The sequence below is a fragment of the Bacillus sp. 105MF genome, assembly GCF_000374885.1.
Taxonomy (GTDB): Bacteria; Bacillota; Bacilli; order Bacillales; family Bacillaceae_G; genus Bacillus_A; species Bacillus_A pseudomycoides.
Genome location: NZ_KB895574.1, coordinates 55,452 through 78,670 on the forward strand (window position 1 = coordinate 55,452; position 23,219 = coordinate 78,670).

Annotated in this window: 24 protein-coding genes and 1 pseudogene; 4 read left to right on the forward strand and 21 right to left on the reverse strand. The window is 36.5% G+C overall.

All coding sequences use genetic code 11. The features are described from left to right. Positions 1-149: 149 nt before the first annotated feature. Positions 150-1,247 (forward strand): flavodoxin-dependent (E)-4-hydroxy-3-methylbut-2-enyl-diphosphate synthase, encoded by a 1,098-nt coding sequence (gene ispG, locus C564_RS0114670; RefSeq protein WP_162617293.1) that lies wholly within the window; start codon positions 150-152, stop codon positions 1,245-1,247. An 81-nt stretch (positions 1,248-1,328) separates the two neighbouring features. On the opposite strand, the gene C564_RS0114675 is transcribed toward ispG, so the two are convergent. The 4 genes from C564_RS0114675 to C564_RS0114690 form a co-directional block, all read right to left on the reverse strand. Continuing rightward, positions 1,329-1,742, reverse strand: a complete 414-nt coding sequence (locus C564_RS0114675) for a Fur family transcriptional regulator (protein WP_003200343.1) — start codon at positions 1,740-1,742, stop codon at positions 1,329-1,331. 13 nt (positions 1,743-1,755) lie between these two features. Beyond that, entirely contained in the window at positions 1,756-2,589 is an 834-nt protein-coding gene (locus C564_RS0114680; RefSeq protein WP_003200340.1) for a metal ABC transporter permease, read from the reverse strand. Then, entirely contained in the window at positions 2,589-3,359 is a 771-nt protein-coding gene (locus C564_RS0114685; protein WP_018765839.1) for a metal ABC transporter ATP-binding protein, read from the reverse strand. Before C564_RS0114685 ends, C564_RS0114680 begins: the two co-directional genes overlap by 1 nt. Positions 3,360-3,617: 258 nt before the next feature. Next, the gene (locus tag C564_RS0114690) at positions 3,618-4,496 is read right to left on the reverse strand and encodes a YitT family protein (protein WP_003200334.1); all 879 of its coding nucleotides are present in this window, start codon (positions 4,494-4,496) and stop codon (positions 3,618-3,620) included. 151 nt (positions 4,497-4,647) lie between these two features. Between C564_RS0114690 and C564_RS0114695 the strand changes: the two genes are divergently transcribed. Continuing rightward, positions 4,648-4,902 carry a DUF2624 domain-containing protein gene (locus C564_RS0114695; protein ID WP_003200331.1) on the forward strand — a complete coding sequence of 85 codons (255 nt, stop codon included), beginning with the start codon at positions 4,648-4,650 and terminating at the stop codon, positions 4,900-4,902. A gap of 20 nt (positions 4,903-4,922) precedes the next feature. On the opposite strand, the gene C564_RS0114700 is transcribed toward C564_RS0114695, so the two are convergent. Together C564_RS0114700 and C564_RS0114705 are read right to left on the reverse strand one after the other, a co-directional pair. Further along, positions 4,923-5,819 carry a deoxyribonuclease IV gene (locus C564_RS0114700; protein ID WP_018765840.1) on the reverse strand — a complete coding sequence of 299 codons (897 nt, stop codon included), beginning with the start codon at positions 5,817-5,819 and terminating at the stop codon, positions 4,923-4,925. Positions 5,820-6,098: 279 nt separating this feature from the next. Beyond that, the gene (locus C564_RS0114705) at positions 6,099-7,409 is read right to left on the reverse strand and encodes a DEAD/DEAH box helicase (protein ID WP_003208521.1); all 1,311 of its coding nucleotides are present in this window, start codon (positions 7,407-7,409) and stop codon (positions 6,099-6,101) included. A gap of 181 nt (positions 7,410-7,590) precedes the next feature. Here C564_RS0114705 and vrrA point away from each other — a divergent pair, with 181 nt between their 5' ends. Both vrrA and C564_RS0114715 read left to right on the forward strand, forming a co-directional pair. Further along, complete coding sequence (gene vrrA, locus C564_RS0114710) at positions 7,591-8,235, forward strand: VrrA/YqfQ family protein (protein WP_018765841.1); 645 nt, start codon at positions 7,591-7,593, stop codon at positions 8,233-8,235. A 90-nt stretch (positions 8,236-8,325) separates the two neighbouring features. After that, a complete protein-coding gene (locus tag C564_RS0114715; RefSeq protein ID WP_018765842.1) occupies positions 8,326-9,276 on the forward strand; it encodes a 4-hydroxy-3-methylbut-2-enyl diphosphate reductase in 951 nt (316 codons plus the stop codon). A 231-nt stretch (positions 9,277-9,507) separates the two neighbouring features. On the opposite strand, the gene C564_RS0114720 is transcribed toward C564_RS0114715, so the two are convergent. The 15 genes and pseudogenes from C564_RS0114720 to C564_RS0114790 form a co-directional block, all read right to left on the reverse strand. Then, complete coding sequence (locus C564_RS0114720; RefSeq protein WP_018765843.1) at positions 9,508-10,629, reverse strand: Nif3-like dinuclear metal center hexameric protein; 1,122 nt, start codon at positions 10,627-10,629, stop codon at positions 9,508-9,510. Further along, on the reverse strand, positions 10,626-11,333 hold the full coding sequence (locus tag C564_RS0114725) for a tRNA (adenine(22)-N(1))-methyltransferase (protein WP_006095998.1): 708 nt from the start codon (positions 11,331-11,333) through the stop codon (positions 10,626-10,628). Before C564_RS0114725 ends, C564_RS0114720 begins: the two co-directional genes overlap by 4 nt. Before the next feature lie 212 nt (positions 11,334-11,545). Further along, positions 11,546-11,902 carry a cytochrome c550 gene (cccA, locus tag C564_RS0114730; protein ID WP_003200671.1) on the reverse strand — a complete coding sequence of 119 codons (357 nt, stop codon included), beginning with the start codon at positions 11,900-11,902 and terminating at the stop codon, positions 11,546-11,548. Positions 11,903-12,284: 382 nt separating this feature from the next. Further along, positions 12,285-13,406, reverse strand: a complete 1,122-nt coding sequence (rpoD, locus tag C564_RS0114735; protein ID WP_003200669.1) for an RNA polymerase sigma factor RpoD — start codon at positions 13,404-13,406, stop codon at positions 12,285-12,287. 59 nt (positions 13,407-13,465) lie between these two features. Further along, a complete protein-coding gene (dnaG, locus tag C564_RS0114740) occupies positions 13,466-15,262 on the reverse strand; it encodes a DNA primase (protein ID WP_018765844.1) in 1,797 nt (598 codons plus the stop codon). Between the two features lie 38 nt (positions 15,263-15,300). Further along, positions 15,301-15,688 (reverse strand): annotated as a pseudogene (locus C564_RS33520) (YaiI/YqxD family protein). 462 nt (positions 15,689-16,150) lie between these two features. Further along, positions 16,151-16,963, reverse strand: a complete 813-nt coding sequence (locus tag C564_RS0114750; RefSeq protein WP_003200663.1) for a pyruvate, water dikinase regulatory protein — start codon at positions 16,961-16,963, stop codon at positions 16,151-16,153. A gap of 29 nt (positions 16,964-16,992) precedes the next feature. Then, complete coding sequence (locus tag C564_RS0114755; RefSeq protein WP_026008574.1) at positions 16,993-17,625, reverse strand: helix-turn-helix transcriptional regulator; 633 nt, start codon at positions 17,623-17,625, stop codon at positions 16,993-16,995. Between the two features lie 107 nt (positions 17,626-17,732). Beyond that, positions 17,733-18,479: a DNA repair protein RecO gene (gene recO, locus C564_RS0114760; protein WP_016116361.1), complete on the reverse strand. Its 747-nt coding sequence runs from the start codon at positions 18,477-18,479 to the stop codon at positions 17,733-17,735. A gap of 33 nt (positions 18,480-18,512) precedes the next feature. Then, positions 18,513-18,656 (reverse strand): YqzL family protein, encoded by a 144-nt coding sequence (locus C564_RS34780; RefSeq protein WP_000883924.1) that lies wholly within the window; start codon positions 18,654-18,656, stop codon positions 18,513-18,515. 109 nt (positions 18,657-18,765) lie between these two features. After that, entirely contained in the window at positions 18,766-19,671 is a 906-nt protein-coding gene (gene era, locus C564_RS0114770; RefSeq protein WP_018765845.1) for a GTPase Era, read from the reverse strand. Then, on the reverse strand, positions 19,664-20,062 hold the full coding sequence (locus C564_RS0114775; RefSeq protein ID WP_003200655.1) for a cytidine deaminase: 399 nt from the start codon (positions 20,060-20,062) through the stop codon (positions 19,664-19,666). Before C564_RS0114775 ends, era begins: the two co-directional genes overlap by 8 nt. 103 nt (positions 20,063-20,165) lie before the next feature. Beyond that, positions 20,166-20,519: a diacylglycerol kinase family protein gene (locus tag C564_RS0114780; protein ID WP_016132046.1), complete on the reverse strand. Its 354-nt coding sequence runs from the start codon at positions 20,517-20,519 to the stop codon at positions 20,166-20,168. Then, positions 20,516-20,986, reverse strand: a complete 471-nt coding sequence (gene ybeY / locus C564_RS0114785; protein ID WP_018765846.1) for an rRNA maturation RNase YbeY — start codon at positions 20,984-20,986, stop codon at positions 20,516-20,518. The genes C564_RS0114780 and ybeY overlap by 4 nt, the downstream gene beginning before the upstream one ends. After that, entirely contained in the window at positions 20,983-23,127 is a 2,145-nt protein-coding gene (locus tag C564_RS0114790; RefSeq protein ID WP_026008575.1) for an HD family phosphohydrolase, read from the reverse strand. The genes ybeY and C564_RS0114790 overlap by 4 nt, the downstream gene beginning before the upstream one ends. Positions 23,128-23,219: the final 92 nt, after the last annotated feature.

Below are 23,219 nucleotides of genomic sequence, written 5' to 3' on the forward strand. Positions count from 1 at the left end.
TGTCAATTACATAAAGGCGCTGATACAATAGTAAAAGTGAAACCGAGCATATAGGTTTCTATCGCTCCATATCACATATACTATATTTGATATGAGGCAACAAAATAAGAAACTTCTTTTATAAGGAGAGCGATCTATTCGTGAATGAAATGACTCATCGTACAAAAACACGTCCTGTTAAAGTCGGTAATTTAACAATTGGCGGTAATAATGAATTAATTATACAAAGTATGACAACAACAAAAACGCATGATGTAGAAGCTACAGTTGCTGAAATTAAACGTTTAGAAGAAGCGGGTTGTCAAATTGTCCGCGTTGCTGTTCCAGACGAACGCGCAGCAAATGCTATTGCTGATATTAAAAAACAAATTAACATCCCACTTGTTGCTGATATTCACTTTGATTATCGTCTTGCTTTAAAAGCAATTGAAGGCGGCATTGATAAAGTACGTATCAATCCAGGAAACATTGGGCGTCGCCATAAAGTAGAAGCTGTTGTAAATGCTGCAAAAGAACGCGGTATTCCAATTCGTATTGGTGTAAATGCTGGTTCATTAGAGCGCCATATTTTAGAAAAGTACGGCTATCCTACTGCAGATGGTATGGTTGAAAGCGCACTGCATCATATTAAAATTTTAGAGGACTTAGATTTCCACGATATCATCGTATCCATGAAAGCCTCTGATGTTAACTTAGCAATCGAAGCTTATGAGAAAGCAGCTCGTGCCTTTGATTATCCATTACATTTAGGCATTACAGAATCTGGAACACTATTTGCTGGAACGGTAAAAAGTGCTGCTGGTCTTGGAGCAATCTTAAGTAAAGGTCTCGGAAATACACTTCGTATTTCATTAAGTGCTGATCCTGTTGAAGAAGTAAAAGTTGCTCGTGAACTTTTAAAATCATTCGGTCTTGCATCGAATGCTGCAACACTTATTTCTTGTCCAACTTGCGGTCGTATTGAAATTGACCTTATCAGTATTGCAAATGAAGTAGAAGAATATATCTCTACGCTGAAAGTACCAATCAAAGTTGCTGTACTTGGATGTGCTGTAAACGGACCTGGTGAAGCTCGTGAAGCTGATATCGGTATTGCCGGTGCACGTGGAGAAGGTTTATTATTCCGTAAAGGAAAAGTCGTTCGCAAAGTACCGGAAGAAACAATGGTAGAAGAACTCAAAAAAGAAATTGATGTAATTGCTGCTGAAATGGCTGCAAATCAAGAAAAAGAAAAACAAGAGCAATAATAAAAACGGCTGCCTGGATGTCACCAGCAGCCGTTTTATAACTACAAATAAAAGCTTGTCAGTCTTTACGCTGACAAGCTTTTACTTTGCACACTTCGGGCAACGCCCGTATATTTCAAACTTATGCCCTGTTACTTCGTATCCTTTAAAATCTTTATTCATAAAATCCATTGGACAGGAAGTAATTTCTTTCGTACCACCACAATCCAAGCAAATGAAGTGATGATGATGTTCCATAATTGAACATGTAAAACGAAAATGCTTTTCTCCATTTAATTCTGTTTGCTCTAAAACACCAATTTCAGCAAATACCGTTAAATTACGATAGATTGTATCAAAACTTAGTCCTGGATAATCATTCTTCATATGCTCTAAAACATCTTTTGCGGTTAAATAACGATTATGAACCGCAAATAAACGTAACATTTCTTCCCTTTTTCCAGTGTGTTTATAGCCTTTTTCTTTCATAAGACGTAAAGCTTCAGTCAGATTCATAACTATCCCTACTTTATGCAGTTTTTTTCTTCTTCCATAAGATTGCACCGATTAAAATAAGAACCGCTAGCATAACAATTGTACCACCTGGAGCTAAATCAAGCTGATAAGAAGCAAACAGCCCACCTATCACGGAAATTTCACCAAATAAAATGGAAAAGAAAATTGTTTGTTTAAATCCTTTTGCGATGCGGATACTTGCGGCAACTGGTAACGTCATTAGGGATGATACGAGAAGAACCCCAACAACACGCATTGATACTGCAATGACAAGCGCAACTAAAATAATAAAAATAAAATGAATCCATTTAGCACGAAGACCTGTTGATACAGCATATTCCTCGTCAAATGATAATAAAAATAACTCTTTATATAATAAAATAATTGTTGCAATAACTACGATTGCTACAATACCAATAAGAATTAAATCCGTGCTTGTTACAGCACTCACGCTACCAAATAAGTAACTAAATAAATCCGTATTAAATCCATTCGCAAGTGAAATAAAAACAACTCCGAGTCCCATCCCTGCTGAAAGAATAATTGGAATCGCTAATTCTTGGTAATGCTTATATACAGTACGTAATTTTTCAATTAATAGTGCTCCGCCTATCGAAAAAATCATTCCCATATATAACGGATTTAAAAAACCACCTGTAAAAATCGTTTTTTCTAGTAACAAACTTGCGGCAATCCCTGATAATGTCACATGACTTAAAGCATCTGCAATCAGTGACATGCGACGAATGACAACAAATACACCGATTAACGGGGCAACAAGCCCTATTAAAATACCAGCGTATAAAGAATTGCGTAAAAAATCATATTGTAAAAAATCCTGTATCATTATATCCTCCCGTGATGCTCATGATCATGTTCTAAACGATGAACATGATGTCCATATAAAATCGACATTTCTGCATCTTCTAACTCTCGGAATTTCTCAACATTTCCATGGAAATGCAAATGCTGATTTAAACATGCAACATGCGTCACCTTCTCTGTTACAGCTCCCATATCGTGTGTAACCAGAATCAATGTGATACCTAGTTTTTTATTTAAATCTTCTAGTATCTCATAAAAGCTCTCTACACTCTTTACATCAATCCCCACTGTAGGCTCGTCCAAAATCAGTAATTCTGGATTACTTACAAGCGCGCGTGCAATAAACACACGTTGCTGTTGTCCACCGGAAAGCTCTCCGATGTTACGATTTTGAAATTCACTCATTCCTACATCTGCGATTGCCTTTGTAACCTTTTCTTTATCTTCTTTCTTCAAGAAACGAAATAGGCCTTTTTTTGAAACAAGCCCCATTGAAACAACTTCAAAGACAGTTGCTGGAAAACCAGAGTTAAAGCTGTTAGCCTTTTGTGAAACATAGCCAATTTTATTCCACTCTTTAAACTTCTTGCTATCAATACCAAATAACCGAATACTCCCTTTCTTCGGCTTCAAAACACCTAATATACACTTTAATAGGGTCGATTTACCAGATCCATTCGGTCCAACCAAACCTAAAAAAGCTCCCTTAGGAACTTGCAAATTAATATCTTCTAACACATTTCGATCTTCATACCGAAATGTCAGTCCTTCTATTTCCAACATAGTCTTCATAGCATCTCACCTATTTTAATTCAGAATGATTCCGATTTACCTCTATTTGAATTATAGTATAACTTATTATAGTTGTAAACCAATCTGCCCAAAAATATATTCTTTATTTCGGACAACCTTATTATTATAACAAAAAAGCAGAGAAAATCTCTCTGCTTTTTAAGGATATTCAAAAATTACGGCAAAGATTGCTTTTACATTTCCTCATACTTTGGAACTGATTGGCCTTCTTTATCTTCTTTTTTTGAACATGTACTTTTAATGAATAGCGGATTTAAATTTACCACCATTTGTCTCTTGCGTACTCATAATTGTAATAAAGGCATTTTCATCAATTTCATGAACAATTGATTTTAATTTTGTTACCTCAAGACGTGTAACAACTGCATAAATTACTTCTTTCTCTTTATCTGTATAACCACCTTTAGCAACGAGTTTCGTTGTTCCACGACCAAGGCGGTGTAAGATGGCATTTGATACTTCTTCATACTGATCTGATACAATCAGTACTGCTTTTGTCTCATCCAATCCTTGAATAACTGTATCAATTGTTTTAAATGCGATATAGTATGTCATAACAGAATACATCGCCTGTTCGACCCCAAACACAAATGCTGCCCAAGCAAAAACAAATAAGTTCACAAACATAACAAATTCACCAACAGAAAACGGTAATTTTTTCGTTAATAAAATTCCCATAATTTCCGTTCCATCTAATGAACCACCATGCCTAATAACAATCCCTACACCAATCCCTAAAATAAGACCACCAAAAACGGTTGCCAAAATCGGTTCCGTCGTAAAAGGCTTGAAAGAATGTAATGTTGACTCAATAAATGCTAAAGCGACGATTGCAAAAGCAGAAGATAACATAAAAGTTTTCCCGATTTGTTTATACCCGGAATACATAAACGGTAAATTGAGGATGACAACTAAAGTAGAGAAACTTAACCACCAAATGTTCGGAGTAAGATAATCTAGTATGAGGGAAATACCGATAATACCACCGTCAATAATTTTATTTGGCATTAAAAACAGTTCAATAGCTACTGCCGCACACGTTGCACCAAAGACAATCATAACTAAACGATACAATAGGTGAATAATACTTTCTTTTCTATGTTGCTTTTTTTCCATAAACCCTCCTTATATACTTTTTATATAGTTTTGTTCTTTTATTATAACATAGTCTTCTTTTACTTATAGAAAAAAGCATCTACTATGCGAATATATACAAGCATCCCGCACATATATTTCGATATAAGAACAACTGAAGGAGGACTACATCATGAACCTCATCAAGCACATTGTAAACAAAAAATTAAATCATATGACAACAAAAGAATTATTGAAATATAGTAAAGAATATGAAGTTCCCATCACAACTGAACAGGCTGAGCAAATTGTCCCTTTAATAAAAGGGAAAAACATCAACATTTATGATACAGGAGAAAGACTAGAACTTTTAAAAAAGATTGCAAAAGTCACTTCCCCATCTACCGCTCAACAAATAAATACGCTATTTCAGAAACTATTAAAATAAGGAGGTGGAAATCCCCCTCCTTATTGTTCTTTAATCTTCTCAAGAAGACCTTCATCAAATGAGCCATTCTTCAACATTTCAATTTCAAACTTATATGGTGGTTTTTTATCTTTCTTATCCTCACCTACATACGGTGTTTCAAGAATTTTTGGTACATGCTGTAATTGCGGATGGTGTACGATGTGGTGTAACGCTTTATAACCAATATGACCGAAACCAATATTTTCATGACGGTCTTTTCCAGCTCCGCGTATATTTTTACTATCGTTAATATGCAATACTTGCAAACGATCAATCCCAACAATTTTATCAAATTCATTTAATACACCGTCAAAGTCATTCACAATGTCATAACCTGCATCATGCGTGTGGCACGTATCGAAACATACAGATAACTTTTCGTTATATTTTACACCATCAATAATTTTTGCAATTTCGTCAAAGCTGCGTCCGCACTCTGTTCCTTTTCCAGCCATCGTCTCTAGTGCAATATTCACTGTCTGTTCTGGCGTCAATACCTCATTTAGGCCTTTAATGATTTGCTGAATACCAGCTTCAGCTCCCGCGCCAACATGAGCTCCTGGATGAAGTACAATTTGCTTCGCTACACCTAACGCTGACGTTCTTTCAATTTCCATGCGCAGGAAATCAACACCTAATTGAAACGTTTCCGGTTTTGTCGTATTACCAACATTAATAATATAAGGTGCATGGACAATAATTTCTTCAATACCATTGAGCTCCATATGTTTACGCCCTGCTTCTATATTTAACTCTTCAATTGGTTTTCTTCTCGTATTTTGCGGTGCACCTGTATAGATCATAAAGGTTGTCGCACCGTATGAAGCAGCCTCTTCACTTGCTGCTAATAACATTTTCTTACCACTCATAGAAACATGAGATCCAATCTTTAACATATAATCACCTCTTCAATATACAATAGCTATAATGATAGCATAATTTGTAGAAATATGTAGTGAATTGTTTGTTCACAAAACAATAAACATACTGCTAAAACAGATTCACAAGTTACGCCCCCCGCTTCTAAAGCATGGAACTCTTCTTAGCATATCAAGATTAGTAGAGTTTTTCTTAATTCCTGCTGGTTATTAGTCCTCACCTAACGCCTTTATTTTTGCTACAGGAAAGATTCACATTCGCAAATAAAAGGATAAAAAAAGATAAGGGATCTCCCCTTATCTTTTTTTATTACTGTATTTATTCTTCACTTTTGCACGTTCTGTTGCCAGTTTTCTCTTATAATTAGGTTTTACTTTTTTCGGCTTCTTAACAACTTTCGTTGCCATAATATCAAGTTCATCATTTGGCTTTTTACGACTTTTACGACGACGGCGGTCACCTAAATCAGCCCATTCATCTCCACGTAAGTCTACATGGTTAAATATGATATTACGTTGTTTTTCTAAGCTATCTAACGCTTCTTCATTTGCTGGATCATAAATCGTCACTGCAATTCCTGAATATCCAGCACGAGCTGTTCTTCCTACGCGGTGAACAAAGAAATCTAAATCAGATGGAAGTTCATAGTTAATAACATGGCTAATCCCTTCAATATCAATACCACGTGCGGCTAAATCTGTAGCGACAATGTATTGAAACTCTAAGTCACGAACTTGTTTCATCATTTTTTTACGATCACGTGGTGATAAATCACCATGAATTCTTCCTACTTTTAATCCACGCTCTGCTAATCCGTCCGCAACTTCATCCGCTTTTTTCTTTGTATTTGTAAAAACGATTGCTAAATACGGCTTAAATTGAAGTAACATATTTTTCACTAATTCAATTTTATTACGATGCCTAGAAGGAACTAAATAATGCTCAATATTCCCTGCTGCAACTTGTTTTGGATTAATATGAATATGCTCTGGATTCTCCATATACTTCTTCATAAACGGTTTTAATTTTTGAGGAATCGTTGCAGAGAAAACAAGCATTTGCAAGTTTTTAGGCATACGCGCTGCAATTTTATCTACATCTTGAATGAATCCCATATCAAGCATCAAGTCTGCTTCATCAACAATAATCGTAGTAGCTTTATGAACGAATAGCGCTTTTTCTTCTACTAGATCTTTAATACGCCCGGGTGTCCCAATAACAACATGAGGTTGTTTTTTCAATTTTTCAATGGATCTTTGCTTATCTGTTCCTCCGATTAAGCAGCGTGCTGTAATCATTTGATCTTCTTCACAAAACTTTGTTAACTTTACAATCTCTTGATAAATTTGTTGTGCTAACTCACGAGTAGGCGCTGTAATGACAAGTTGGACCTCTTCTCGTTTCGCATCAATTCGGTTTAATGTTGGAAGTAAATATGCGTGTGTTTTACCAGAACCCGTTTGGGACTGTCCAATTACACTCACACCTTTTTTCACAACAGGAAAAATTTTCTTTTGAATTTCTGTCGGCTCTGAAAAGCGTAGTTCACGAACTGCATCTATTAAAAACGGTTGAAAATTATATTGTGTAAATGTTTGTAGTGTCATAAGTTACACCTTCTTTCTAAAATTTCTACTGCGCGCACAAATCAGTCAAGTCTACATTATATCGAAATCTAATAGTAAAATCCATCTTTAGTTTAGGTTTTCACTCCAAAAACTAACCTTCTTTCCTTTCATTGCATATTGTATGTGTATATACCTAACTGAAGAAAGGAGGAGTTCTCTTATGTATCCGAACTCTCCTATGGGACAAATGTATACAGGACAGCAACCGTACACCCCGTATCCTATACCTAATTTACCTCCTATGATGCAAAAAAAGAAAGGATTTCTCTCGAAGCTATTCAAAAAACACGATCCGACTCAGCCCTTTATGCAAATGGTTCCTCCCTATCGACAAATGGAGGGGCAACCGATGATGCATCAACATCAGCAGCCCTATATGCAGCAGTCACAACAAATGATGCCACCTCAAATGAACAATCCGAATGAAATCCGTGGCTCAGCACCGATTATACCTAGCGCTAGCGGTGGCGGTGGCATTGGCAGCTTTTTTTCCAACTTAATCTCCAATCCAACAGGTATGTTAAATAACATTGAAAAAGTTGCTCAAGTCGCTCAATCTGTTGGACCTGTCGTCGAGCAGTATGGACCCATTGTGCGTAGCATACCAAGCATCGTAAAAATTCTCACTTCTGGAAAAGGTGCTGCTGAAGAATCAGCAGAAGAGGTGGAAGTAATTACTACACCTCCACCACCTTCAAAAAAGAAAAAAAAGAAGAAAATAATTTTAGAACCAGTTATTGAAAGAGCCTTACCGAAAGAGGAGAATATCCCACGTATGGCACCAAAACCGAAACTATATGTCTAACAATCCTTTGTTTTCTGTCCGCTCCTCCTTTATAATGGAAAAGACTATGTACAAAAAGGATTCCTTGTTTAGAAGGAGAGGATTACTCACATGAAAATTGTTAAAATTTCCCCTCGTGGTTATTGCTACGGTGTTGTTGATGCAATGGTCATTGCACGCAATGCTGCACTAGATAAAACATTACCGAGACCGATTTATATTTTAGGTATGATTGTTCACAATAAACATGTAACCGACGCTTTCGAAGGAGATGGCATTATTACATTAGATGGTCCAAGTCGATTAGAGATTTTAGACAAAATTGATTCCGGTACTGTTATTTTCACAGCACACGGTGTTTCTCCAGAAGTTAAACAACGTGCAAAAGAAAAAGGGTTAACGACAATCGATGCAACATGTCCAGATGTTACGAAAACACACGACCTTATCGAAATAAAAAAATCGGAAGGATACCATGTGATTTACATTGGTAAAAAGGGACATCCAGAACCAGAAGGTGCCGTTGGTATTGCACCTGACATCGTTCATCTTATTGAAAAGGCAAATGATTTGGAGACACTAGAAATCCCAACAGAGAAAATTTTAGTAACAAATCAAACAACAATGAGTCAATGGGACGTTCAGCACCTGATGGAAAACATTCAGAAAAAATTCCCAACAGCTGAATTTCACAAAGAAATTTGTTTAGCAACACAAGTACGTCAAGAAGCAGTTGCTAAGCAAGCAGATGTGGCTGATTTAACGATTGTTGTCGGTGATCCAAAAAGTAATAACTCAAACCGTTTAGCCCAAGTATCACAAGAGATTGCTGGTACAAAAGCATACCGCGTTGCAGATGTAAGCGAAATTCAATTAGAGTGGCTGCAAGGGATCGAAAATGTCGCTGTTACCGCAGGGGCCTCTACACCAACGCCAATTACAAAAGAAGTAATCGCCTTTTTAGAACAGTACGACCCAATGAACCCAGCAACTTGGGAACGTAAACGAAACGTACCACTTCAAAAAATCTTGCCACGTGTAAAAGTAAAAAAACAACAATAAAAAAAATCCGTTGCTAACTCACTAGCAGCGGATTTTTTTATTCAATATAAATCTATTTTGATTTTTTCACATATAAGCCGCTGCTACGAAGAACAAAAAAATTACCTATATTCTTTTTTCTCTTTGTTTTCACTTGGCATGGGGCAAAAAAAGGCTCTGACCACTTCTATGCATAGCCGGATGCTCTCTTCCATCTAAAAAGAAAGATTTTATAATTTTTCTTTTTAGAGCTTATACAAAAGTAAACGGATCTGTATGTAACTGAGAAGCATGAATTTGCACAGCAAATTTTTTCTCATCTACTTTTTGCTGTAATTGCTTTTGCACACCTTGTTTCATTACTTTTTCAACATTATGTCCTGGATCCACAATATTTAATCCGAGCATCATCGCATCATGTGCAACATGATAATACATATCGCCCGTCACATACACATCTGCCCCTTTAAATTTCGCTTGCGTAATATATTTATTCCCATCACCGCCAAGCACTGCTACTTTCCGCACTTTATCGTCTAAATTCCCAACAACTCGCGCACCTTTTACATCTAATGCCGATTTCACATGTTCAGCAAACTCGCCTAATGTCATTTCTTCTTGCAAATATCCAATTTTACCAAGTCCTAACGTTTCTCCCTTATTATCAAGGGGGTATACATCGTAGGCAACTTCTTCATATGGATGTGCTGTTAACATCGCTTTTACTACTTTTCGCTCTAGTGGGGCTGGGATAATCGTTTCAATCTTTACCTCTTCTACACGCTCTAACTGCCCAGTTTCGCCTATATAAGGGTTTGTCCCCTCCCCAGGCATAAATGTACCTATTCCTTCACTATTAAACGTACAATGGCTATAGTTACCGATATAACCAGCGCCAGCATCCCCAAGAGCTTTGCGAACTTCTTCAGCATGCGTTGCAGGCACACATACAACAATCTTTTTCATTTCTTCCGAGTATGTCGGAACAAGCACTTCTGTATTTTGTAATCCCAGCGCCTCAGCAAGCAAGTCGTTCACTCCGCCTTTTGCTACATCGACATTTGTATGCGCTGCATAAACAGCGATATCGTTTTTGATACACGTTTCAATAATTCGACCATACGCCTTATCTGTATGGATTGCTTTTAGCGGATTAAAAATAAGCGGGTGATGAGCAATAATTACATTCGCACCTATTTGAATCGCTTCTTCTACAACCGCTTCTGTAACATCTAGTGCAATCAATACATGCTGGACTGGCTTATTGAGTGCACCAATCTGCAAACCAATTTTATCGCCTTCCATCGCTAAATGCTTCGGATACATACTTTCAAATAAAGAAATCACTTCATGCCCATTTGGAATTTTACTCATGATAAAACCTCCTCTATCATTTTCATTTTCTCGACTACTTCAATTCGTTTTGCCTTTGTATCTTCTGATTCTGTCGCACGCTCTATTTGCTTCAGGATATTTTGAAAGTTTTTCAGTTCATTTTCCCATTTCTCTACAAACGCATCACTTTTTTCCTTCATCAAAAATGGTCCAATAAATAACTCTGCTTGTTTGTTTTCATGATAAGGAGTTAGCGGTTCTCCTTTTTCCCCAACTAAAATCTCATAAATCTTTCCATCTTCTTTTATAATTTTTTCATGAATAAGTTCCCAACCATTTTCAATAAACCATTCACGAATATGATGTGCAGCAATATTAGGCTGTAAAATTAAACGTATTACACCATTTAGCTTTTCTTTTCCATTCTCTAAAATATCACGAATTAGCGCTCCGCCCATACCAGCAATTGTAATAACATCGACTTCTCCTGGTGTAATAACAGCTAAGCCATTTCCTTTACGAACATCTACCTTTTCTTGTAGGCCACTCTCAGCTACTGTAGCCTGTGCAGAACGGAATGGCCCATCTACCACTTCTCCCGCTACTGCCTTTGTAGCAATATTATTTATGATTGTATAGCACGGTAAATACGCATGGTCGGAACCAATATCTGCAACTGTAGATCCTACTGGAATCTCCCGCACTACTTCTTCTAATCTTTTTGAAAGCTTCACTTCATTCATTTATTTCCATTACTCCTTCTCTTGTCAGTCTGTCTCCATGATAATGAATTTACCGTAGTTGTTGCAAGTAAAGAAAAAAAACAATTCATTTATTTCATCGTATTTTAGATTGAAAGAAAAAACAAGCTCCCTGCTATAAGCAAAGAACTTGTTTTATCGGTCGTATTCCACTACATGCGAATCATACAATTCTCACGGATTAAAGGTTCACTTTATTTTTTCTTTGATAACCAATCAGCTACTTTAGAAGCCTGATCTGCTGGGATTATATTCGCTGGCATATTTCCTTTCCCTTTTGTAAGCACTTCCTTAATTTCATCTTTGGAAAGTTTCCCACCAACTTTTTGTAAGTTAGGCCCTACTGCACCTTGCAACTGATCACCATGACAGCTCGTACAACTTTGTTTCACAATATCTTCTGGTTTCGATGCCGTTTGCGCTGGTTTCCCACCATTTTTTGCATCAGCAAGCTCTTTAGATTTATGTAACCCCTGAAATGAAAATACAAACATAATGATAATGCCCAGTGCTGCAATAAGAGCGAATGGAATCAACGGATTACGTTTCATATCTCTTCTCCCCCCTCTACACCCCCGAATAGTTAGATGATTCAGTCACTTCCATTGTACTTGAAAACGTTCTATCAGAAAAGACAAAACTATCAGTTGCTAAAAATATTCCATAAATTCAGTTTATTGATTCTCTTCCTTTTATCCCATATTATTTTGATAAATATCAACGCTTCTCATCATATTTTTTGTTTTTCTACATATATTTTTGTATAGAATAAACGAAATTAATCGAAAAATCGAAAAATGAGCATTTGCAAATCAAAAGACAATTCTGTAAAATAAATTACAAGAATTGTAATCGTTACTGACAGCTAAATTTTAACAAAAATTAACAAAATAAAAAAGTTTACTTCACAAATGTGAAGTAAACTTAAAAACCCTATTCTAAGAAATCTTTTAAACGTTTGCTACGGCTTGGATGTCTTAATTTACGAAGCGCTTTTGCTTCAATTTGACGAATACGCTCTCTCGTTACGCCGAATACTTTCCCAACTTCTTCAAGCGTACGAGTTCGTCCATCATCTAAACCGAAACGAAGACGTAGAACATTTTCTTCACGATCTGTTAGTGTATCTAACACATCTTCTAATTGTTCTTTTAGCAATTCATACGCTGCATGGTCCGCAGGTGATGTTGCTTCTTGGTCTTCAATAAAATCGCCTAAATGTGAGTCATCCTCTTCACCAATTGGTGTTTCAAGAGAAACTGGCTCCTGTGCAATCTTTAAGATTTCGCGTACTTTTTCTGGAGCAAGATCCATTTCTTCTCCAATTTCTTCTGGAGATGGTTCACGTCCTAAATCTTGTAATAATTGACGCTGTACACGAATTAATTTATTAATTGTTTCAACCATATGAACGGGAATACGAATTGTTCTCGCTTGGTCTGCAATGGCACGTGTAATCGCTTGACGAATCCACCAAGTTGCATACGTACTGAATTTAAAACCTTTACGATAATCGAACTTTTCAACAGCTTTAATTAAACCCATGTTTCCTTCTTGGATTAAGTCTAAGAAGAGCATACCACGGCCTACATATCGTTTTGCAATACTTACAACAAGACGTAAATTCGCTTCCGCAAGACGGCGCTTCGCTTCTTCATCACCTTCTTCAATGCGGGTTGCAAGTCGAATTTCTTCTTCAGCAGATAGTAGATCCACACGGCCGATTTCTTTTAAATACATGCGAACAGGGTCATTGATTTTCACACCTGGTGGCACACTTAAATCATTTAAATCGAATTCTTCTTCTGTCTTTGTGATTTGGTGATTATTCGGACCTTCATCGTTGTCGCCAACTAAATCAATCCCTTGTTCACCTAAATATTCATAATATTCATCCATTTGATCAGATTCAATTTCAAATCCATTCATGCGTTCTGCAATCTCTTCATATGTAAGAACGCCACGTTTTTTTCCAAGCTCAGTGAGTTGTTCTTTCACTTGCTCAAGAGTCATATCAGTTTCAATTTGTTTAGAACGAGCTGGTTTATCAGCCATCTGTTCCCCTCCTTACGCGAGATACAAACATTCATTATAATAAAATTTTATACAAAAAGCTATCTTCTTGCTTTCTGATTTTGTAAATATGCTACATAAAATTTTGCAGCTTCTACTGGATCTGTTTTTTCCATTTGCTTTAATGCAAAAATGGTTTCCATCTTTTTAAGCTTTTGCTTGTGGCGGCTTAGCGCCTCTAAGTGACCTTGCAATATTTCATCACTGTATTCTGGATTAATGAATTCATCCGTTGAAATATTGGTGATAATATTTTTCAATTTCTCATCAGAGAGCCAGCTCAAGAAATTCCCGACTGAAGGTTCATTTCCCTTTTCATAATATGCATATAGTTCATATAAAATCCCTTTATGTTCTTCCGTATGAAAATCTTCTATATGAGGTTCAATACGGAAAGCAACTTCGGCACTTTGTAACATATGGTAAATGAGCTCTCTTTCTGCCCTTTCAAAACCTGAAAATTTCGGTTTTGCCTGAACAATTTGAGGCGACTTAGAAATTTGTTTCGTTTGTTTTTGCTGTATCTTTTGTTCTTTGCGATATTGGTGCAATTGACCTAAAAGTGTTTCCATTGAGTAAGAAAATTCTTGCGATAATGATTTTAAATACGACTCCGCTTGCATTGCATCTTGCAATAATGCTAGCTCTTTTAAAACACTTTTCACATATTCTTCTTTACCAGACTCATCTTGCAAATTTTTCCCTAAACGCAAGTAATTTATTTTGAATCCAACAAAACTTATACTAGCCTTTACAAGATTTTCAAACGCCGCTGTTCCATATTGTTGCACATATTCATCAGGATCAAGCTTATCTGGCAATGAAGTAACCTTCACATGACAACCAACTTGCGATAACAATTGTCCTGCTTTCATCGTCGCTTCTCGTCCTGCTTTATCACCATCATAGCAAAGAACAACAGTTTCAACATTACGCCGCAGAAGTTTTGCCTGTTCTTCTGTTAAAGCTGTTCCCATCGTCGCAACTGATTCTTCAATTCCGCTTTTTACAGCAGCTAATACATCAGCATATCCTTCAAATAGAACAACTTGCCCTCGTTTTCTGATAAACGGTCTTGCTTGATGGAAGTTATACAGCAATTTGCTTTTGTAAAAAATAGGTGTTTCTGGGCTGTTTAAGTATTTCGGAGTATCATCCCCCAACGCCCTTCCACTAAACGCTGCGACTTTTCCTTGTAGTGTGTGAATGGGAAACATAACCCTTCCGCGAAAACGGTCATGGTGACTGCCATCCCTTTCACTCCGCACAAGCAAGCCAGCTTGCTCCATGGTCGATAACGAAAAACCTCTTTTTTGTAATATTTTCGCTGCTGCATCCCAACCTGGAGATGCATAACCAATTTCAAACTTTGCAATCATCTCTTTTGTAATACCTCGATTTAGTAAATAAGAAAGAGCTACATTTCCCTCTTCAGTATTTACTAAAAGATGGTGATAGTATTTTTTCAAAAGTTCGTGAGCCTGTAACATAATGACACTGTCATCAGATATGTTCTCTTGTTGATCTTGTCCTGATGTATAATCTACAACCGAAATATTATTTCTTTCTCCTAGCTTTTGCACAGCTTCTATGAAAGAGAGCCCTTCCATCTTCATGAGAAATGAAAAAACATTTCCTCCCTCTCCACATCCGAAGCAATGAAAAATTTGCTTGTCTAATGAAACAGAAAATGAAGGTGAATTCTCACCGTGGAATGGACAAAGCCCAAAATAATTGCGCCCTTGCTTTCTGAGCTGAACATACTCACCAATCACTTCTACAATATCAGATGATGTCCGAATCTGTTCAACAACTTCTTCGGGAATTCTGTTCCCCATAACTCCATCTCCGTGTCGTATTTTGTATTCGATACAAATTAAAGGATTCCTTTATAATTCGACAATATTTTTTCTAAATTTATTAAAAAGCATTGTCGATCATGGGTTGAAAATGCTTTTGGACCTTTTGTGTAGGTCCCTTGTCTGCGTAACTTCGCAGATACATACCTACTATATAAAATTGTATCCATTTGCTCATCAGTCACAAATGTACCTCGTGGAGATAATACATATACTCCCTTTTTTTACAAGAAGACCAGCAAGTCCCATATCCTGTGTAATTACGAGATCTGAAGCTTTGGCGTGTTTATAGATATAAAAATCCACCTCATCTTGCTCAGAATCCACATATATCCAATTCCCTTGCTGTTTTCTCGAACGATGGGCGTAGGATGCGACAAACAAAATTTCGACATGGAATTTCATTCCGGATTACACAATTTCATCCTTCACAGGACATGCATCTGCATCAACTAGAATCTTACTGATGTTTTGCATATTTCTGTATTCTACATCCCTTCTGTGAATCCTTCCATAATGTGCGTTTTCTTGTCTAGATTTTTGTCGATTTTACGTAAATGCATACCTTTTCCGTAAATCCTATCCCTAGTTTATTCTGAAAAATTAAAGTCTAAACGTAAAATGTACCTTTTTATCACAATTTTTTATTATAATATATTTTCTCTAACTTCGCTACATATCCTTTAAAATTTTATCCGACTATTCACGGGCAGTAATACTCCCATTTCAAAATTCAGATTAAAGTAAAAGGTTAAGCGGGGGACAACCTACCCGTAAAAGCCCAAATAGTAAAGGATGAAGAACTCCACTGATTAAAGTTTTTCTTTATCTTGAGCGAAAAAAGCACATTCACCCTTGGTAAATGTGCTAAAACATTTTTTGGTTTTGCACTGCATTCACAATAATATTCGCTGTTTCCTCAATTGCCTTATTTGACACATCAATAACTTGACAGTTTATTTTACTTACTACCTTCTCAAAATGATCAATTTCTTCTTTAATACGATTGATGTTCGCATATGTTGCTCCATCACTTAACCCAAGTGATTTTAATCGTTCTTTTCGAATGTGATTTAACTTATCCGGTGTAATTTTCAAACCGAAACATTTCTCTTTTGCAACTTGATATAATTCTTCAGGCGGATCCACTTCTGGTACAAGTGGTACGTTCGCAACCTTCAATCGTTTATTATGAGCTAAATATTGTGAAAGTGGCGTCTTTGATGTACGTGATATCCCAATTAAAACGATATCAGCTTTTAAAATCCCACGTGCATCTCTACCATCATCATATTTAACAGCAAACTCAATTGCTTCAATCTTTTTAAAATATTCTTCATCTAATCTACGAACAACACCAGGTTCATACCTTGGAACTTGTCCTGTAATCTCTTCGATTTGATCGATAAGAGGCCCGATAATGTCATATGCCTCTACACCCTCTTTTGCCGCTTCTGCTAACAAATACTGACGCATTTCTGGTTTTACTAACGTAAAGCAAATAAGCGCTCGATTACTTTTCGCAATTGAAATTACCTCTTTTAATGTCCCTGTATCTTCCACATACGGTACACGTCTAATATCAGGAGCAAATGGAAACTGTCCCATTGCAGCTCGAACAACTAAATCAGCCGTCTCTCCAACAGAGTCAGATACGACATATACGATTTTATTATCCATTACATTACCTCACTTTAAACAAATTACACTTATTCATTGTTTACTAAATTTACAAACGCACGCGTAATATTTGTTTTTGTAATTCGACCAACAACTTCTAACCCTTGTTTCGTGTCTTTTACCACTGGTACAGCATCAATCTGTCTTTCTATTAATTCCATCGCAACATCATATAGAGAATCCTCTCTACGGCACATTGCGATGTTTGGCATCCTTGTCATGATAATATTAACCGGAAGCGATGTTAAATCCTGCTTTCCTAAGCTTGCACGTAATAAATCTTTACGAGAAACTACCCCAACTAGAAGCGTCGCTTGATCTACAACAAATAAAGTACCAACATCTTCTAAAAACATGGTACAAATCGCATCGTATACGGAAATATTTTTATCAATTACAACCGGTCTAGATTGATAATCTTGTACCTTAACTTTCTTAACAGCTTCTGATAATAACTGTCCCCCAGTTTTCCCTGTATAAAAATAACCGACACGTGGACGTGCTTCTAAATAACCTGCCATCGTTAAAATCGCTAAGTCAGGTCTTAATGTTGCACGTGTTAAATTTAATTGTGCCGCAATTGATTCCCCTGTAATAGGACCGTGATCTTTTACAATCTGAATGATATGTTCTTGCCGTTTATTCAGTTCTATGATAATCACCACCTTCAATGCAAAACGAAAAAAGTTATACTATCTCTTAAATATTATATACTAAATATGCTTTTTGAAAAAGAAAGTATGTAAAAAGGACCTATATATGGTCCTCATTATATTTGAAATTTATCAAGTTGTTCAAGAAAACGCCTTGATTTCAAATAGATTCCGCAATATTCATCATAATATGTATTTAATACTGTACGTATTTGCCGCTTCGTTCCATCCTTAACAGATACATTACCAAGGCGAGCTAAATCAAAATGATAAAAGAGACGTAGCAATTTATGAACAGCCTCTCCCACCGGAATACGGTATGGATCTTGCTGCGCATGACGCGAGCACAGAAAACCGCCTTCTCGGACAGAGAAGGCGACAAAATCTGCTTCTTGGTGACAAATTGCACATGTATCAAAGTATGGATGCATCCCTAGTACTGGGAGCATTTTCGTTTGATAAATTAAAGACAATACTTCAGCATCAACACCCTCACACATATAGTGCAACGTTTGATGTAACATTTCAAATAAATACGGATTATGTTTCTTATCTTCAGTTGCTTTATCGGTCAATTCCACGATAAATGATGCATAAGCAGTTAAAAATATATCTTCACGAATTTCTTTCATAGATGAAATTATTTCACCTTGTTGCAAAGTCCCAAGTCCAGACCCCATTTGAATCAGAAAGTGACCGTGCATCATAAGTTGCGAAATAGATGCTAACCTACTTTTCGGTTTTTTCGCCCCTCTTGCCATTGCACTTACCTTTCCAAGCTCACGGGAGAATATCGTAACAATTTTATTCGTTTCTCCGTAATCTGTTGTCCGGATGACAATTCCCTCAACTTTTTGAAACATGTTTGTCACCATCCAAGGTTTGAACAAAACGGGTCAAGAAATTGGAGAATCTAGATGCGCTAGCTCCTCTTCATGTTGATCCATCTCATCGTTTACGTCTTTTTCCATTTCTTTCAAAAGCAAATACGTTTCAATGCTTCCTGTTTTGGAGAAAAACTTCCAGGTAAAATCTAGCATAAGAATCCACCTTTCTCAGTAAGCGTAGCATATAAACCAATTTCTTTTGTTGTTATTAAAATGACCCATTTTGTCCATTTTCATGTGAGAAAAATTTTCCTAATTTCTATTAATACTCATCTTCACGGAAACCAAGATCGCGAAGTTGCGACATTTTATTACGCCAATCTTTTTGTACTTTCACCCACACTTCTAAGAATACTTTTGAACCAAGAAGTGCTTCAATATCAAAGCGAGCTCGCTTTCCAACTTCTTTCAGCATCTTCCCTTGTTTTCCGATAATAATTCCTTTTTGCGATGGACGCTCTACAATAATTGTCGCATTCACATAGACCGCTCCACCTTCACGCTTTTGAATCGCATCAATCACAACCGCTACCGAATGTGGTACTTCCTCACGTGTTAAATGAAGTACCTTTTCACGAATAAGCTCAGCAATAATAAATCGCTCTGGATGATCCGTTACTTGGTTGTCTGGATAGTATTGTGGTCCTTCAGGTAAATATTTTTTAATCGCACCGATTAACGCCTCAACATTATTACCATCCAATGCAGAAATCGGAACAATTTCTGCAAATTCATGTAACTTACGATATTGATCAATTAATTCCAGCAATTGTTCCGGATGAACTTGGTCAATTTTATTGATTACTAGAAATACCGGTTGCTTTGTTTCTTGTAATTTTTCGATAATAAACTCTTCACCACGACCAAAACCTTCAGCAGCATTGACCATAAATAATACAATGTCAACTTCTTTTAATGTCGTTTGTGCCATTTTCACCATAAAATCGCCTAATTTATGCTTCGGCTTATGTATTCCTGGCGTATCAATAAAGATAACTTGTGAATCATTTTCTGTGTATACACCTTGAATTTTATTACGAGTTGTTTGTGGTTTGTCGCTCATAATTGCAATTTTTTGACCGATAATTCGATTTAAAAATGTAGACTTTCCAACATTTGGTCTTCCAATTATAGAGACAAAACCTGATTTATAACCTTTTCTATTCATGTAAATCCTCCGCTAAAAATGCTCCTGGTAACAATTCTCCAACTGTTGTCTCCTGAACGTCACCATGTAAATTTGATAAGTATACTTTCGTATCCTGTTTACATAATTCTATCATAACTTGACGGCACGCTCCACAAGGAGGTACTGGACGCTTCGTATCCGCTACTACCGCAATGGCTACAAATGCTTTATCTCCTTCAGAAACTGCTTTGAATAAAGCTGTTCTTTCTGCACAATTACATAATCCATATGATGCATTTTCAACATTACATCCTCGGTATACTTTTCCATCTTCCGTTAATAATGCTGCACCTACTTGAAACTTAGAATATGGTACATACGCTTGTTTACGCGCTTCGATTGCTTCTTGAATTAATTCTTTGCTGTTCATGCTCTCGCATCCTTTCCATTCACAATTGTGAAAAGATAAAATGAAACTTTCATTAACGGCGTTCTTAACGCTACCAAAGCATAACAAAAGCTTTGGAATGCAACTATACCATATAAGGTAAAAAGATAATAGCACCAATTATAACAGCTATAACAGTAAATAATAGCACTGCACCAGCAGCAACATCCTTTGCAATTTTCGCAAATGGTTTAAAATCCGCTGTGACTAAATCAACTGTTTTTTCAACTGCCGTATTGACCATTTCCAAACCCATGACAATTCCAATTGTAATGAGTAATATGAGCCATTCCGTTCTCGTTACACGGAAATAAAAGCCGCAGCATATAACAATAACTGCGGCCAAAAAATGAATTTTCATATTTCGTTCGTGACGAAGACAAAAGTATATACCAGCTATAGCATATCCAAAACTATTTATAAGTTTTCCTTTTTTCATCTACCTAATCCGAACGCCTCTAAAATTTCTTTTTGCTTTCCAAACATTTCTTTTTCGTCTTCATCTGTCATATGATCATAACCAAGTAAATGCAAGAATCCATGCAACGCTAAAAATCCTAATTCACGATCAAAGGAATGCCCATATTCTTCAGCCTGTTCTTTCGCTCTTGGAATAGAAATAATAAGATCTCCTAGCATACGCGGCATTTCCGCGCCAACGATCTCCATCTCTCCTTCTCCCATATCCTCCATTGCAAAAGAAATAACGTCTGTCGGTTGATCTTTGTCGCGATAATCACGATTAATTTCTTGAATACGTTCATTATCAACAAATGTAACAGAAAGCTCTGTTCCATCTTCTACGTTCTCCATTCGTGCAGCTTGCTCTAGCAAATCGCAAATCATATTCACATATTCTTCTTTCACTTCTTCTGTTTCATCAAAAAAATCTATTAATAAACTCATTCTGTCCCCTTTTCTTCCGGCGGTTCCGGATATTTAATACGAGAATGAAAAATACCATTTAACGTTTCACATAAAGTTTTCCCAACAATTTGTAATTCTTTAAATGTCAAATTACATTCACTAAATTGTCCATCCTGCAAACGATCTTTTATAATACTTTGTACTAAATTATTAATTTGTTCTGGTGTCGGATGGTTCATAGAACGCACTGCTGCTTCGACGCTATCCGCAATCCCAACAATTGCAGACTCTTTTGACGTCGCTTTTGATCCTGGATAACGGAACATTTTTTCTGTATATCTCTCTTTATCTTCTTTAATCGCTTTATAGTAAAAATATTTAAGTAATGTCGTTCCATGATGCTGTCCTGCAATATCAATAATTTCTTGCGGAATATGGTGTTCTTCTAACATTTTTACTCCATTTGTCACATGAGCAATAATAATATCTCTGCTCATTTCAGGATCTAATTTATCATGCGGGTTTTCAATCCCCATTTGGTTTTCTATAAAGAAATGAGGCTGCACTGTTTTCCCAATATCGTGATAATACGCACCAACACGTGCTAAAACTCCATTTGCTCCAACAGCCTCACAAGCTGCCTCAGAAAGGTTAGCAACCATAACGCTATGATGATATGTTCCCGGTGCTTCTAGTAAAATTTTACGAAGGAGCGGATGATTCGGGCTTGAAAGCTCCATAAGCTTCATACTTGATACAATTCCAAGACCACTTTCTAAATACGGTAAAATCCCCATAGCTAAAATGGATGAGATGATACCAGAAGCAGCAGCCATTAATAATTGTGAACCAATTTCAAGCGGCGAGAAGTTTCCATTACGCAAAAGTAATAGCGCAGCTAATACAACTACATTTAGAACAGAAACAAGGATGCCCGCTTGTAAGATCATCGAACGTCGATTTTTCTCTCTCAAAAAGATACTAACCGATAACGAGCTTAATAAAACATAAATACCTACACTATAATTCAGTGTACTCGTTACACCTTCATTAAACATAATACTCCCACATACAGAGAAGATCATACTTGTTATAAAAACAAAACGATCACCAATCATTAATTTTACTAGTATTGTTCCCATCGCGACCGGAACAACATATGCGATACCGGCATATTCCAACTTTTGAAACAAACTAATGATTTTCATCAAAACGACTGTAATCGCTACAATTGTTGTATAAGCTAAAATATATGGTTTTTCTTCTCTTTTCAATTTTAAAAACGATTCAAATTGCTTATGCATAAAGAATAGGAGTACACCAATAATGATTGCTAATCCTACAAATGGCTGAAATGTATTTCCTTGTTCAAGAAGCCCAACTAATTTCAATTGATCGTATACTTCTCTTGTAATCGTGTCGCCTTCCTTCACAAGAATTTGCCCTTGAAGAATATAAACTGGCGCAACTGCATCTTCCGCTACTTTTTTCCGGTCTTTTGTAGCAGTTGAATCATAGAAATAATTTGCTTCAATTGCATATTTCCCAAGTACGTTAAGTGCGTCTTTTAAATCGCTATTCACATTAACATTGCGTATTTCATTGACAAATCGTTCTCTCGCATCATTTTCTTCATTCATTTTAATGTGAGTACTCATAATATTATTAATCGCTGTTACCATAGCATCTCTTGCTAATGACAATTGATCTGGTCCAGCATTTACAAACTGTAACAACACAGAATCAGATAAACTTTTTGTTAAATCTGTAGGCAATTTCTTCTTTAATTTCTCCAATCGTTCTGCAGCAGAAATCCTTTTCTGTTCATCAGGACCAGCAGCCTTCGTGTCAGCTTCCACTTCTTCTATCGCTAAAAAGACAGAGTTTACAATATCTACTTTATTTTGCTTGTATTCACTTCGATATGTATATTGGTCCTCTACCTTTTGAGCAGCTTCTCTCTTCTTTCTATCCGTCGTTACTTTATCTTCGATTTTGATAGGAGAGTGGATTGTTTGTTTCGAAATAGAGAGCATTTTAACATCTAGTTGCTCTGGTTTCACATTGTTCATGAGTGCAAAAAACAGTACCGCTCCTAATAAAATATAAGAAATCCAGCTTAATTTTTTCGAATGTTGTATGTTACGAAACCACCTAGAAATTTCTTGAGATCTTGACATGATTTCAATACCTTCTCCTCTCCAGACATAAAGTGAATCTTTAATCAACGGGAGTTTTTTATCCCCACCAATGATTAACCCCCACCAATCGG